This window comes from Qipengyuania sp. (assembly GCF_964227205.1).
Lineage (GTDB): Bacteria > Pseudomonadota > Alphaproteobacteria > Sphingomonadales > Sphingomonadaceae > Qipengyuania.
The window spans coordinates 173,683-187,240 of record NZ_CAXQVB010000003.1 but is presented as its reverse complement, the minus strand read 5'-3'; the positions used below and the strand labels follow the sequence as shown (position 1 = coordinate 187,240).

The following is a 13,558-nucleotide window of genomic DNA, read 5'->3' as shown; positions in this document are numbered from 1 at the left end:
GAGCCTGTCGAAGCGCAGTCGCAACGTCTCGGAATTCGCTGATGGAAGACTTCGCCGCCCTGATCGACGCGCTGGTCTACACGCGCAGCCGCAACGAGAAACTGCGGCTGATTGCGGACTATCTGCGTATGACGCCCGATCCCGACCGCGGCTGGGCACTCGCCGCGCTCGCCGACGGGCTCGACTTTCCCGCGGTCAAAAGCTCGACCATTCGCAACCTGCTCAAGGACCGGATCGATCCTGTGCTGTGGACGCTCTCGCGCGATTTCGTCGGCGACACGGCGGAGACCGCCAGCCTGCTCTGGCCCGCGCCCGAACAAGCCCCCTCGCCGCCGACGGTGAGCGAGGCTGTCGAACTGCTCGGCGGCATGAATCGCAAGAGCGTGCTGGCCGAGCTGCCGCGCCTGCTCGACCGGCTCGACCCCTCGGGCCGCTATGCGCTGCTCAAGCTCGCCACCGGCGGCATGCGGATCGGCGTGTCGAGCCGCCTTGCGAAGACCGCTTTCGGCCAGGCCTTCGACGTATCGGTCGAGGAGGTCGAGGAATATTGGCACGGGCTCGAGCCGCCCTACGACCCGCTGTTCGCCTGGGCCGCGCGCGGCGAGCCACCGCCCGATATCGAGAATCTGCCGACCTTCCGCCCCTTCATGCTCGCGCATCCGCTCGAGGAAACGGTCGTCGACCTCTCCGACTACGCCGCCGAGTGGAAATGGGACGGGATCCGCGTCCAGCTGGTCCGCGCGGGCGACGAGACCCGCGTCTATTCGCGCTCGGGCGACGACATCTCGGCGACATTTCCCGAACTGCTCGATGTCCTCCCCTTCCCCGCGGTGCTCGATGGCGAACTGCTCGTGCGCGGCGCGCACCAGGGCGGCGAGCAAGGCGGCGCGGCGAGCTTCAACGCGCTGCAGCAGCGGCTCGGGCGCAAGACGGTGAGCAAGAAGATGCTCGCCGAGTTTCCCGCTTTCGTGCGGCTCTACGATGCGCTCCTGCTCGAGGGCGAGGATCTGCGCGAACAGCCCTGGACCGCGCGGCGGCAGCGGCTCGAGACGCTCATGACGCGGCTGCCGGGTACGCATTTCGACCTCAGCCAGCTGGTCGAGGCGCGCGATTTCGACCAGCTCGCCGAAATCCGCGAGGGCGCGCGCGACGATGCGATCGAGGGGCTGATGCTCAAGCGACGCGACAGCCCCTATATCGCCGGGCGGCGCATCGGCTACTGGTACAAGTGGAAGCGCGACCCGCTGCTGGTCGATTGCGTGCTGATGTACGCCCAGCGCGGCAGCGGCAAGCGCTCGAGCTTTTTCTCCGACTACACCTTCGGCTGCTGGGACGGCGACCCCGATGCCGGCGCCGAACTGTTGCCCGTGGGCAAGGCCTATTCGGGCTTCACCGACGAGGAGCTGAAGAAGATCGATCGCCATGTCCGCCAGAACACCGTGAACCGCTTCGGCCCGGTACGCGAAACCGACAAGAGCCTGGTCTTCGAAGTCGCCTTCGACAGCGTCCATGAAAGCAAGCGCCACAAGTCCGGGCTCGCCATGCGCTTCCCGCGTATCCACCGTATCCGCTGGGACAAGCCGCCGCACGAGGCCGACCGGATCGAGGCGCTGCGGGCGCTGATCAGGGACTGACAGCGAGCACCTTCTCGCGCGACGTCGCGCCGCGTACAATCCGGCAGCGTGACGCCGGCACGCCAAGGGCGCGCGCCACCAGCTTTTCGACCGCGATGTTGGCCGCGCCGTCGGTGGGCCGGGCGCGCACCTTCACCAGCACCCTGCGGTCCTCGATGGCGATGCTTTCGCTGCGTGCACCCGGCGTCACGCGCAGGCGCAAATGCCCCTCGGTGACGAGCGCATTCAGCTCTGCAGGATCGGGGAGGTCAGCCCTGCGGCGTGCCATGGCCCGTCGCGGCATGGACGGCTGCCGCGTGGTGCTTGGCGTTCTCGGCGTAATGCGCGACGCCCATGCGCATGCCGGCAATCGCGGCATCGTCGAGATCGCGCATCTTGCGCGCGGGACGCCCGCCCCACAGCTCGCGTGCGCCCATCACCTTGCCCTCGGTCAGCATCGCCCCCGCCGCCAGCATCGCGTCCGAGCCGATCACCGCCTTGTTCATCGCGATCGCGCCAAGGCCGACAAATCCGCGATCCTCGATCGTGCAGCCGTGGACCATCGCCATGTGGCCGATCAGCACGTCGTCGCCGATGATCAGCGGCGAACCGTCGGGATCGCCCGGGCATTCGGGGTCGCAATGGCAGACGGTGCCGTCCTGGATGTTGCTCCGCTGGCCGATGACGATCCGGCTGACATCGGCGCGCAGCACGCAATTGTACCACACCGAACTGTCGGCCCCGATCTCGACATTGCCGATGATCGTGCAGCCGGGCGCGATGAAGGCGCTGTCGTGGATCTTCGGCGTGTGGCCATGGATCGGGATGATGGTCACTCCGGGGCGGCTTGCAGTCACTGTGCGCTCTCCCATTGGTCTTTCGTGAGCGAATACTGAATCGTCGGATTGTCTTCGGGCGGAAAGGCGGGATCCGAAAAATCGAGATCCTCGCGCCGGACCATGCCGAGCTTTTCCATCAGTTTCCAGCTGCCGGTATTGGCCTCGCTGGTCAGTGCCACGACATGCGGTGCACCGACGCGGGTGAAGGCCCAGTCGAGCACCGCGCGCATCGCCTCCTCGGCGTAGCCCCTGCGCCAGCGGTCCTTGCGCACCAGCCAGCCGACCTCGTGATCACCGACATTGGGCGCAAGCGGATTGTCGACGCGCTTGATCCCGCAATGGCCGACCATTTCGCCGCTCGCCTTTTCGATCATGAAGAGGAAGCTGAAGCCCTCGCGCGCGTAGAGCGCGCGTGACTTGGCGTGCTTGGCCTCGATCTCGTGGCGTTCCTTCACCCCGCCGAGCCGCGCCATCACCGTCGGCGTGTTGAGCAGCCGGTCCTGTAGCTCGACATCGCTGTCCTCGATCGTGCGCAGCACCAGCCGGTCGGTCTCGGCGACGATGTCAGCCATGCGCCTCTTCCCATGTCGCGCGGTCGATCGAATAGACGATCGTATCGCGCCACGGCGGGTCATAGCGCTCGTCGGCATAATCGAGCTCTTCGCGCCGCCGCATGCCGAGCCGCTTCATCAGCCCCCAGCTCGCCGCATTGCCTTCGACCGTGAGCGCCACGACTTCCTCGGCGCCAAAGCGTTCGAAAGCCGCACCGAGCGCAGCCAGCGCCGCCTCTTTCGCGTAGCCCTGGCCCCAGGCATCCTCGCGCAGGCGCCAGCCGATCTCTACCGCCCCGGTTACGCTCGAGCCCGGAGCATCGGCCCGCTTGAGGCCGCAAAATCCCAGCAGGGCACCATCGTCCCTGCGTTCGACCGCCCAGAAGCAGAAGCCGTTGCGCGCGGCGCAGCCTTCGACCCGTTCGCGCTGCTTGGCCCGGCCGTTCTCGTCGAGCACGCCGCCTAGCCATTCCATTACCGCCGGCGTGTTGGTGACGCGGAAGAACTCGGCCCAGTCGGCATCGCCGCGCCAGTCGCGCAGGATCAGCCGCTCGGTCCCGATCCGGAATTCAGCCATTGAGCAGCTGTGCCGCGCGCGGTGCGTGGTAGGTCAGAACCCCGCTGCACCCGGCGCGTTTGAAGGCGAGCAGTTTCTCCATCAGCAGCGCGTCGCGATCGCCCACGCCCGCCGCCGCGCCGGCCTCGATCAGCGCATATTCGCCGCTCACCTGATAGGCGAAGACGGGCACGTGGAACTGCTGCTTGGCGCGCCAGATGATGTCGAGATAGGCGAGGCCGGGCTTGACCATGACGCTGTCGGCGCCCTCGGCGATATCGAGCGCAATCTCGCGCATCGCCTCGTCGCCATTGGCCGGGTCCATCTGGTAGCTCTTCTTGTCGCCTTTCAGCAGGCCCCCAGACCCCACGGCATCGCGGAAGGGGCCGTAAAAGGCCGAGGCGTATTTCGCCGCATAGGCCATGATCTGGACATTGGGATGCGCGTTCATTTCCAGCGCCATGCGGATCGCCTTCACGCGACCGTCCATCATGTCCGACGGGGCGATGATGTCCGCCCCCGCATCGGCCTGGTTGACGGCCTGGTCGACCAGCACCGCGACCGTATCGTCGTTGAGAACATAGCCGCTATCGTCGAGCAGCCCGTCCTGCCCGTGGCTGGTATAGGGATCGAGCGCCACGTCGGTGAGGATACCGATGTCGCTGCCGCAGGCATCGCGCACCGCCTTGATCGCGCGGCACATGAGATTGTCGGGATTGAGCGCTTCGGCGCCGTCGTTGCTGCGCTTTTCCGGCTGCGTGTTGGGGAACAGCGCAATGCAGGGGATGCCGAGCGCGACCGCCTCCTTCGCGCGCGCCGCAATTCCATCGACCGACCAGCGCGATACGCCCGGCAGGCTGGCGACCGGGTCTTCCACCCCCTGCCCGTCGGTTACGAACAGCGGCCAGATCAGATCGGCCGGAGTCAGCACCGTTTCGCGGTGCATGGCGCGGCTCCAGCCGCTCGCGCGGGTGCGGCGCAGGCGGGTGGCGGGGTAACTTGCGTTGGTCATGGCGCCGCTGTGCCGCAAGCGGGCGCGCCGCGCAATCTCAGCCCTTCTTGGGCGGGGAGAGCCGGTCGATTTCGCGTACCGGTTCGCTCGCCGCAACCTCCGCCGAGGTCTGCTCGAGTTCGGCCAGCGCAGCGCCCGGCTGGACCGTGCGGATCCGCGCCAGCGCGTCCTTGAAGCGCCGCAGTTCGGCGCCGGCCAGCTGCGCCCGGCTCACATATTGGACACTCGCCGGGTCGATCGCACGGCCGTTGCGGTACATTTCGTAATGCAGGTGCGCGCCGGTGGAGAGGCCGGTCGAGCCGACATAGCCGATCACCTGTCCGCGGCGGACACTCTGCCCGCGGTTCACCGCGATCCGGCTCATGTGGCAATAGCGTGTGTCGATCCCGCCGTCGTGGCGCAGCCGCACTGCATTGCCGCAGCCGCCCATGCGCCCGGCGCCGGTCACGCGCCCATCGGTCACCGCGACGATGGGCGTGCCGTAGCCGGCCTTGAAATCGAGCCCCGAATGCATCCGGCGATAGCCCAAAATCGGATGCCGCCGCATGCCGAAGCGCGAGGTCGTCCGGCCAGCGACCGGAGCCATCAGCCCGCCGCGTTGTTCGCCCACGCCCGAAGCCTCGTAGAATTCGCCGTCCTTGCCCCAGCGCATCAATTGCACCCGGGGCTTCTCGTCGCGCTCGAGCCCGGCGTAGAGCAATTGCCCGGCCTGCCGCTCGCCGGTTGCGGCACGGCGGTGCGCGACGATGAAGTCGAAAGTGTCGTCTGCGCGCACGTCGCGGTCGAGATTCACATACTGGCCGAGCGTCTTGAGATAGGCCTGGACCGCGCTCGCCGGGGCGCCGGCGGCGCGCGCCGAACGATAGAGGCTGTCGCCCACGGTGCCGCGAATGCGCAATGGGGTCTCGTCGACGCGGATGACGTGTTTCGTCAGCGCAAGTTCGGCCCCTTCTCCGTGCCGCTCGACTGCCAGTTCGAGATCGAAGCGGGCGCGAAAGGCAATGGCTTCGAGCGGGCGCGGCGCACCGGGTGCAGGACGCCGGCCGAGCGTGATGTCGAAGCTCGTACCCGGGGCCAGCTCGGACAGGTCCATCGCGCCCCCGACGAGTTCGGTGACGCGCAGGCTGTCGTCTCGCCCGATGCCCGCGCGGCGCAGCAGGCGCTCGAAAGTGTCGCCGCGGCCTATCGTCAGGACCGTCTCGAGCGTAGGCCGTTCGGGCGCGGCGGCGAGCGGCTCGACCAGCGCGGTCGCGCCCATATGGCGGCCGCTGTCGGCACCCAGCGCCAGCGGGAGGATCATCTGGCTGCGGTATTCGTCGCGCACGGCATCGTCGACATGCGCCGGGGGTGCTGCCTCGAGTGGGGCGAAGCTGGGCCAGAGGGCCAGTGCCGCTGCGGTGAGCCCGACGAAGGTTCCGAGCCCGCGCATCCAGCGCTTGCTGCCGATCTCGCTGCCGAGATCGGGGGCGAGGTCGAGTGCGGCGATCCGGCCTGAAAGCTGGTCGCGCATGGTGGTCCAGGAAAAAGCGGGCTGGTGTGCCGGGGCGACGATCTGGTCATGCGCGAGCGAGGCAGGGGGCTGGCCCTGTCCGCCAGTGGCGTGATGCCTGTGCGTATCGTCCATGTCCGCGGGGGACCTGTACACCTGCGCTGTCCCTTCTTTCCGGCCGCTCGCTGCAATCGATGGCGGCCCGACCCTTGCTGCAGGGTCCTTTGCCCGTTCCGCTTGCCAAAACAAAGTAAAGGCCGACTTAACTTGCGGCGATCCGAGTCGCGATTGCGGCGAATCGAGGGAACGGGGCGCCGGGTGGTTGCCCTCGGCCCCCGCCGCTGCCACCTAGGGGGGGTGCAGGGTAGCGCGATCAAGGCGGTCCTCGGACCCACCAATACCGGCAAGACGCATCTGGCGATCGAGCGCATGGCAGCGCATTCGAGCGGCTGCATGGGCTTTCCGCTGCGCCTGCTGGCGCGCGAGGTCTACGACCGGGTGCGCGCGATCAAGGGCGACGATGCGGTCGCGCTGATCACCGGCGAGGAACGGATCGAGCCGGCAAACGCACGCTACATGTGCTGCACGGTCGAGGCCATGCCGCGCGACGGAGCCGGGGCGGCCTTCGTGGCGCTCGACGAAGCGCAGCTCGCCGCGGATCGCGAGCGCGGGCACATCTTCACCGACCGGCTGCTCAACGCGCGCGGGCGCGAGGAGACGATGCTGCTGGGCGCTGCGACGCTCGAGCCGCTGGTGCGGCAGCTTGTGCCCGAGGCCGAAATCTCGGACCGCCCTCGCTTCTCCACCCTCACCCATATCGGGCCGCGCAAATTGTCGCGTCTGCCCCCGCGCAGCGCGATCGTCGCCTTCAGCGCCGAGCAGGTCTATGCCGTCGCCGAGATGCTGCGACGCTTCCGCGGCGGCGCGGCGGTGGTCATGGGCGCGCTGAGCCCCGAGACGCGCAACAAGCAGGTCGCGCTGTTCCAGAATGGCGAGGTCGACTACATCGTCGCCACCGATGCCATCGGCATGGGCCTGAACCTTGACGTCAACCACGTCGCCTTTGCCGGGCTCAGCAAGTTCGATGGTGTGCGCATGCGCCGCCTGCTGCCGGCCGAGATGGCGCAGATCGCGGGTCGCGCGGGGCGCCACCAGCGCGACGGCACCTTCGGGACGCTGGCGGGGACGAACAAGCACGGCACCGCGCCCGAGTTCACCGAGGAAGAGGTCTATGCGATCGAGGAGCACCGCTTCGCGCCGCTGACGCATCTGTTCTGGCGCGAACCCGAGCCGCGCTTCGATTCGCTCGGCACGCTGATCGGCGATCTCGAAGCCCCGCCGCGCGATCCCGCGCTGCGGCTGGCGCCCGAAGCCATCGACCTCGCTACGCTCAAGCGCCTTGCCGAGGAGCCCTTTGCGCAGACCATCCGCGGCCCCGGCACTGTCCGCCGTTTCTGGGAGGCGTGCTCGCTGCCCGACTTCCGCCAGCGCGGGCCCGACGTCCACGCGCGCTTCGTCGCGCGGTTGTGGCGCGACTTGTCGAAAGGATACATCGGCGCGGATTACGTCGCCGCGAGGATATCCGAACTCGACAACATGTCCGGCGATATCGATACGCTGCAGGGGCGGATCGCGGCGATTCGCAGCTGGGCCTATATCTGCCAGCGGCCCGACTGGGTGCTGGCGCGTGACGAAATGGCGTCGCGCGCACGCGCAGTCGAAGCCAAATTGTCGGACGCGCTTCATGCGCGGCTAACCGAGAGATTCGTAAACCGGAGGACGGCGATCCTGATGAAGTCGCTGGGACAGGATGCAGGCATGTTGCCGATTGAACTGAACGAGGCGGGCGAAGTGAGCGTCGAGGGCGAGGTGCTCGGCCATGTCGAGGGGCTGCGCTTCGTGGTCGATCCCTCCGCCCGGCACGAGGACCGCCGCATGCTGCTCGCCGCCGCGGAAAAGGCGCTGCCCAGGCTGCTGGGCGAAAGGGCCGAGGCGCTGGTCGCCTCCGACCTCGCCGGGGTTGAACTGGCGCGCGGCGCGGTTCGCTGGGGCAAGGAAGAACTCGCCAAGCTGGACCAGCGCGATGGCAGCGTGACGCCGCTCCTGCAGCCTTCGCGCGAAGTTGCCGCGCTGCCCGATGCCCCGCGTACGAGCCTGCTTGCCGCGCTCGAAGGCTGGCTCGCCAAAACGCTCGCGCCGCTCGAGCCGCTCGAAAAGCTGCATCATGCGGCGAGCAATCCCGACGCGGGATCGCAAGCGCGCGCGCTGCTGCTCAACCTGATTGCCGGGCATGGCTATGTCACGCGCGAGAAGGCGGGCATCGAGCACCTGCCCAAGGAGATGCGCCCCTTCCTGCGCAAGATCGGCGTGACCTTCGGTGCACTCGACATCTTCGCGCCCGCGCTGCTCAAGCCTGCGCCGCGCCAGCTGCTCCATGCGCTGGGGCGCGACCGGCGGCCGCTGCAGGAGGCGATGCTGCCGGTGATCGCCGATGCCAAGAAGCTGCCCTCGGGCTATCGCCATGCGGGCAGCCAGGCGATCCGCATCGACCTTGCCGAGAAAATCCTGCGCGCCGCGCACGAGGTCCGCGCCAAGGCGCAGGGCAAGGACCGCAGGCGCAAATTCGTGCTCGACTATGCGCTGCCGGTCTCGATCGGGCTCGAGGAAGGCAATATTGCGCGCCTGCTCGGCAATGCCGGCTTCCGCGTGCAGAAGGCACGCCCTCTGGCGGAGGGGCAGTTCGGCCCGCCGCGTCCCGACCGCTGGGAATGGCGCCCGGCGCGGCGCAAGCAGGAGCGGCAGAAGCCCACGCAACCGCGCGAGGGCAATGCCTTCGCCGCGCTCGCCGACCTGGTGCGCTGATGGAGAGCCTTGAGTGAGGATCGACCGGCTGCTGTGCTATTTGCGCTTCGTGCGCACCCGCAGCGCGGCGCACAGGCTGGTCGAAGAAGGGCACATCCGCCGCAACGGCGAGCGGGTGACGCGCTGTTCTCGCGATATCGGCACGGGCGACATCCTCACCCTTCCGCTCGGCGAAAGGGTGCGGCTGATCGAAATCCTCGCAGTTCCCGAAAGGCGCGGCCCCCCGCGCGAAGCGCAGGCCTGCTACCGCGAGCTTGACCCCAACGGATAAACCGCCCTAGCAGCGCGGATCAGAGAACCACTTCTAGGGATTACGCTACCCATGACCTATGTCGTCACCGAGGCCTGCATCAAGTGCAAGTACACCGACTGCGTCGAGGTCTGTCCGGTCGACTGCTTCTACGAAGGCGACAACATGCTGGTCATCAATCCCAGCGAGTGCATCGACTGCGGCGTATGCGAACCCGAATGCCCCGCCGAAGCGATTCTCCCCGATACCGAAGACGGTCTGGAGAAGTGGCTCGAGCTGAACACCAAGTTCAGCGCCGAATGGCCCAACATCACCCAGTCGAAGGAGCCGCCGGCCGACGCCGACGAGCACAAGGACGAAGAAGACAAGTTCGCCAAGTACTTCTCGCCCGAGCCCGGCGAAGGCGACTGATCCGGGGGCGGCCGCCGAACGCCGCCTGCCCGCTCCCTCCGGTCGACTCAATTGCGATTCGCAATTTTCTTGCGGCTGTGCTATATAATGCAACAACTGCGCCGGTTTGCTCCCGGCCAGGTGTGAGAATTGAAAGGGCAGGCCACCAGCACACGTCACATTCGGCACCCGACCGCACTCCCTCGGAGGGGATTGCGGCCAAGGGTTTCGACGACGCTGTTGTCCCTCCGGCCGGGCCCGGACGAAAGGATAGATTGCATGGCAAGCAAGGCTGATGCCTTCGACGTTGGCGACTACGTTGTATACCCCAAGCACGGCGTTGGCCGTGTGATCGAGCTCCAGAGCGAGGAAATCGCCGGCATGCAGCTCGACCTTTATGTCCTCCGCTTCGAAAAGGAACGCATGACGCTGCGCGTTCCGGTCAACAAGGTTGAATCGATCGGCATGCGCAAGCTGTCGAGCGACAAGACGCTGAAAGAAGCGATGGAAACGCTCAAGGGCAAGCCCAAGGTCAAGCGGACCATGTGGAGCCGCCGCGCACAGGAATACGAAGCCAAGATCAACTCGGGCGAGATCGTCCTGATCGCCGAAGTGACGCGCGACCTGTTCCGTCCCGACGACCAGCCCGAACAGTCCTATTCGGAACGCCAGATCTTCGAAGCGGCCTCGAGCCGCCTGGCCCGCGAACTCGCGGCGATGGAGAAGACCGACGAGGCGACCGCGCTGGAGAAGATCCTCGACGTGCTGCGCGAACACGCGCCGCAGTATTACGAGAACACCGAAGACGCGTAAGCGCGTCCAAAACCTTACATTCGAAGGGGGTGCCACCAGGCGCCCCCTTTTCGTTTGCGGCGTGGCCGGACCCCCCTATTCCATTAAACGATTACAGTTGTCGACGAACGTCCTCGACTTCGTTCGCCGATGGTGAGACCTATGCCCCACCATTCGGGAGAACCACCATGTTTCGCATTCTTGCCGCCGCCTCGCTCGGCCTCGCCACGATTGTCGCCCTGCCCGCCGACACCGCGATCGCGCATGGGAAATGGCATTCCAGGCTCGATGACGGGCAGCCTATCTCGCAGGACTGGGCCCGCACGGGTCGCTTCGATTCGGTGGTCCTCGCCGGTGCCGACAATCTCACCGTGACGCGCGGCGATCGTTGGCAGATCCGTGCCAGCGGCAGCAGCGAAGTGCTCGCCGAGCTGCGCTTCCTCGTCGAGGACGGAAAGATTACTATCGGCCGGCGCCACCGCCACGACCGGATCGACGGTACGGCGCGCATCGAGATTATCGCGCCGGCAGTCGAGGACGTCGTCCTCGCCGGTTCGGGCGATCTTTCGGTCGACGCGATGAACGGCGAGGATATCGGCGCCACCGTCGCGGGATCGGGCACGATCGACATACGCCGCGTTCAGGCATCCGAGCTCAAGGCGACGATCGCCGGTTCGGGCGATCTGCACATCGCGGGCCAGGCCGACGACGGCAAGATCACCATTGCGGGCAGCGGCGACATCCACGGCCGCGGCCTGCGCGTGGGACGTGCGAATGTCACGATCGCAGGTTCGGGTGACGCGCGCTTCCACGCGGACGGGCGGGTCTCGGCGAGCATCGTCGGCAGCGGCGGTGCCGTGGTGACGGGAACCACCGACTGTTCGCAAACGCGGATGGGTTCGGGCCGCCTCACCTGCACGCGCTGAGTTCTACGAACGGTAGCAATCGATCGATCGGCGGGGCGGACCCTGCCGGTCGGTCCGCATCCTCCGGCTTGATGATCGTCGCGCGCTGTATTATATCAGCAACACGGACTGCCGCTGCGAGAGGAATACCACTGCGATGATCCACCGTTTACTCAAGGGCCTCGCGCCCCTGGCCGTGCTGGCCGGCGCCGCCATCGTCACCGGCTGCGATGGCGTGAATATCCAGATCGGCGACAGCGAAGGCGTGCCGCTGGCCGAACTCGACACCAGCGGACCGGCGCCGACCGAGCTGGTGCTCGCGGGCCCCGACACGGTCGTCGTCACCGAAGGCGATGCGCTCGACATCTCGGTTTCGGGCGACGACGAAGCGGTCGAGGCCCTGCGCTTCTCGCTCGACGACGGATCGCTCGGCATCAGCCGCGAGAAGAACAGCTGGAAGGACAAGGGACACGCGACCGTTCGCGTGACCATGCCCAGCCTCACCGCCATGGTACTCGCCGGTTCGGGCGACATCGAGGCCGAATCGATGACCGGCAAGGCCGATGTGACCATCGCCGGTTCGGGCAAGGCCAAGGTCGCGCGGATGGACGCGAGCTCGCTCGACCTCACCATCGCCGGTTCGGGCGACTTCTCCGCCAGCGGCAAGGTCGAATCGCTCGACCTGACCATCGCCGGTTCGGGTGCAGCGGACATGGCCGGCCTCGAAGTCGGTGGCGCCGATATCTCGGTTGCCGGATCGGGCAGTGCCGAATTCGCCTCGGACGGCGATGTCGAGGCCAGCATCATGGGAACGGGCTCGATCACCGTGAACGGCCGCGCCAACTGCACCGTCAGCGCCATGGGTTCGGGCAAACTCAATTGCCGCGAGGTGACCCGCGCGCGCAAGGCCCCCGAAGCTCCGGCGGCGCCGATCGCCCCGCCGGCACCCGAGGCGCCCGAAGCACCCGACGCCTGAGTTCATCGACGGCTCACCCGTTTTGAGCTAGGCGGCGCGGCGAAAGGATTTCGTCATGCGTCGCCTAGCTCTTCTGATTCTGCTGCCTTCCGCAGTCATGCTGCCCGGCTGCCTCGCCAAGACTGTGGTCGACGTTGCCACCGCGCCGGTGAAGGTCGTCAGCAAGGGCGTCGATCTCGCCACGACCAGCCAGTCGGAAGCCGACGAGAAACGCGGGCGCGAAATCCGGCGGCGCGAGGAGCGACTCGCCAAGCTCGAGCGCCAGTACGAAAAGCAGCTCGACGAATGCGAGGATGGCAGCCGCCGCGCCTGCGACGAAGCGCGCGACACCTATGCCGAAATGCAACAGATCATCCCCTCGATCCCGGTCGAGCCCGAAGGCGACTAGCCGGGCGGGGTTGCGGCCCGGCGCAGCCGGTCGTTGATCGCGATCCCGATACCCTCATCGGGTATCGGCGCGACCGCGATGCGCGGTTTCTCCGAGCGTGCGCCCTCGTGGAGGCAGGCATAGAGCCGCGCCGCCGCCTCGGCGAGATCGCCGCGGGTGGATAGGGTGCAGTCCCCGACGATCGCACCGAAGCCGATCATGAAGTCGTCTGGCGCAACTTGCGTCGCGTCGAGCCGCACCGGCTTGCCGGGGGCGTAATGGCTGGCGAGCTGGCCTGGCGCTTCGATGTGCTCGCCATCGCCTGCCTCGGCCTCAAGCGCGATAGGGCCCGGACGCAGCAGATCGATCGAACCATCGGCACGGACCGCGGCGATCGTCGATTCGAGCCCGCGTTCGCATTCGCCACCCTCGAGCACCGCATCGATCCGCCCGTCGAGCGAGGCGAGCACATGGGCCGCGGTGGTCGGACTGATGAAGCCGCTGCGATTGGCCGAGGGCGCGGCGAGCGCGAGACCGACCTCCTGGAGAAGGCGTTGCATCAGCGGATGCGCGGGCATGCGCAGCGCGACCGTGTCGAGACCCGCGGTGACGGCGGTCGCAAGCCCGGCCTTGCGGCGGCGCGGGAGAACCAGCGTGAGCGGCCCGGGCCAGTGTTCCCCGGCGAGCCGCTCGGCCGCTGCGGAAAACTCCGCCAGACCCCGCGCCTGGTCGAGCGATGCCACATGGACGATCAGCGGGTTGAAGCTTGGCCTCCCCTTCGCTGCATAGATTCGCGCGACGGCCTCATCGCTGTCGGCGCGCGCGGCGAGGCCGTATACCGTCTCGGTCGGGACGGCGACCAGGCCGCCTTCGCGCAGAATCCCAGCCGCGCGGGCCAAGCCCACGGCATCTGCGCGAAGCGTTTCCGTAACGTATTTGCCGCCCATGCCCGCGCG

Annotated in this window: 15 protein-coding genes; 8 read left to right on the top strand and 7 right to left on the bottom strand. The window is 67.5% G+C overall.

The genetic code is table 11. The annotated features are described in order from the left end of the window. The first annotated feature begins 41 nt into the window (after window positions 1–41). The gene (locus tag ACEQZ0_RS08480; protein WP_370190331.1) at window positions 42–1,634 is read left to right on the top strand and encodes a cisplatin damage response ATP-dependent DNA ligase; all 1,593 of its coding nucleotides are present in this window, start codon (window positions 42–44) and stop codon (window positions 1,632–1,634) included. Here the strand turns inward: ACEQZ0_RS08480 and ACEQZ0_RS08475 are convergent. From ACEQZ0_RS08475 to ACEQZ0_RS08450, 6 genes are read right to left on the bottom strand one after another with little or no spacing between them, the layout of a single operon-like run. Further along, window positions 1,624–1,902 carry a DUF167 domain-containing protein gene (locus ACEQZ0_RS08475; RefSeq protein WP_370190329.1) on the bottom strand — a complete coding sequence of 93 codons (279 nt, stop codon included), beginning with the start codon at window positions 1,900–1,902 and terminating at the stop codon, window positions 1,624–1,626. The genes ACEQZ0_RS08480 and ACEQZ0_RS08475 overlap by 11 nt on opposite strands. Beyond that, window positions 1,883–2,485, bottom strand: a complete 603-nt coding sequence (locus tag ACEQZ0_RS08470; protein ID WP_370190327.1) for a gamma carbonic anhydrase family protein — start codon at window positions 2,483–2,485, stop codon at window positions 1,883–1,885. The genes ACEQZ0_RS08475 and ACEQZ0_RS08470 overlap by 20 nt, the downstream gene beginning before the upstream one ends. After that, on the bottom strand, window positions 2,467–3,024 hold the full coding sequence (locus ACEQZ0_RS08465; RefSeq protein ID WP_370190325.1) for a GNAT family N-acetyltransferase: 558 nt from the start codon (window positions 3,022–3,024) through the stop codon (window positions 2,467–2,469). Before ACEQZ0_RS08465 ends, ACEQZ0_RS08470 begins: the two co-directional genes overlap by 19 nt. Continuing rightward, window positions 3,017–3,580 carry a GNAT family N-acetyltransferase gene (locus tag ACEQZ0_RS08460; RefSeq protein WP_370190323.1) on the bottom strand — a complete coding sequence of 188 codons (564 nt, stop codon included), beginning with the start codon at window positions 3,578–3,580 and terminating at the stop codon, window positions 3,017–3,019. Before ACEQZ0_RS08460 ends, ACEQZ0_RS08465 begins: the two co-directional genes overlap by 8 nt. Further along, on the bottom strand, window positions 3,573–4,571 hold the full coding sequence (hemB, locus tag ACEQZ0_RS08455; protein WP_370190321.1) for a porphobilinogen synthase: 999 nt from the start codon (window positions 4,569–4,571) through the stop codon (window positions 3,573–3,575). Before hemB ends, ACEQZ0_RS08460 begins: the two co-directional genes overlap by 8 nt. Before the next feature lie 37 nt (window positions 4,572–4,608). Continuing rightward, window positions 4,609–6,195, bottom strand: a complete 1,587-nt coding sequence (locus tag ACEQZ0_RS08450; RefSeq protein WP_370190886.1) for a M23 family metallopeptidase — start codon at window positions 6,193–6,195, stop codon at window positions 4,609–4,611. Window positions 6,196–6,417: 222 nt separating this feature from the next. Between ACEQZ0_RS08450 and ACEQZ0_RS08445 the strand changes: the two genes are divergently transcribed. The 7 genes from ACEQZ0_RS08445 (at window position 6,418) to ACEQZ0_RS08415 (ending at window position 12,623) form a co-directional block, all read left to right on the top strand. After that, window positions 6,418–8,922 (top strand): helicase-related protein, encoded by a 2,505-nt coding sequence (locus ACEQZ0_RS08445; RefSeq protein WP_370190320.1) that lies wholly within the window; start codon window positions 6,418–6,420, stop codon window positions 8,920–8,922. Between the two features lie 13 nt (window positions 8,923–8,935). Further along, a complete protein-coding gene (locus ACEQZ0_RS08440) occupies window positions 8,936–9,193 on the top strand; it encodes an RNA-binding S4 domain-containing protein (RefSeq protein ID WP_370190318.1) in 258 nt (85 codons plus the stop codon). Between the two features lie 51 nt (window positions 9,194–9,244). After that, window positions 9,245–9,583, top strand: a complete 339-nt coding sequence (gene fdxA, locus ACEQZ0_RS08435) for a ferredoxin FdxA (RefSeq protein WP_370190316.1) — start codon at window positions 9,245–9,247, stop codon at window positions 9,581–9,583. A 258-nt stretch (window positions 9,584–9,841) separates the two neighbouring features. Next, window positions 9,842–10,375 carry a CarD family transcriptional regulator gene (locus ACEQZ0_RS08430; RefSeq protein WP_115415586.1) on the top strand — a complete coding sequence of 178 codons (534 nt, stop codon included), beginning with the start codon at window positions 9,842–9,844 and terminating at the stop codon, window positions 10,373–10,375. 167 nt (window positions 10,376–10,542) lie between these two features. Further along, complete coding sequence (locus tag ACEQZ0_RS08425; protein WP_370190314.1) at window positions 10,543–11,280, top strand: head GIN domain-containing protein; 738 nt, start codon at window positions 10,543–10,545, stop codon at window positions 11,278–11,280. A gap of 136 nt (window positions 11,281–11,416) precedes the next feature. Next, window positions 11,417–12,235: a head GIN domain-containing protein gene (locus tag ACEQZ0_RS08420; RefSeq protein ID WP_370190312.1), complete on the top strand. Its 819-nt coding sequence runs from the start codon at window positions 11,417–11,419 to the stop codon at window positions 12,233–12,235. A gap of 55 nt (window positions 12,236–12,290) precedes the next feature. Then, the gene (locus tag ACEQZ0_RS08415) at window positions 12,291–12,623 is read left to right on the top strand and encodes a hypothetical protein (protein ID WP_370190310.1); all 333 of its coding nucleotides are present in this window, start codon (window positions 12,291–12,293) and stop codon (window positions 12,621–12,623) included. On the opposite strand, the gene ACEQZ0_RS08410 is transcribed toward ACEQZ0_RS08415, so the two are convergent. Then, window positions 12,620–13,549, bottom strand: a complete 930-nt coding sequence (locus tag ACEQZ0_RS08410; protein ID WP_370190307.1) for an L-threonylcarbamoyladenylate synthase — start codon at window positions 13,547–13,549, stop codon at window positions 12,620–12,622. The two genes, ACEQZ0_RS08415 and ACEQZ0_RS08410, sit on opposite strands and share 4 nt — an antisense overlap. Window positions 13,550–13,558 lie beyond the last annotated feature (9 nt).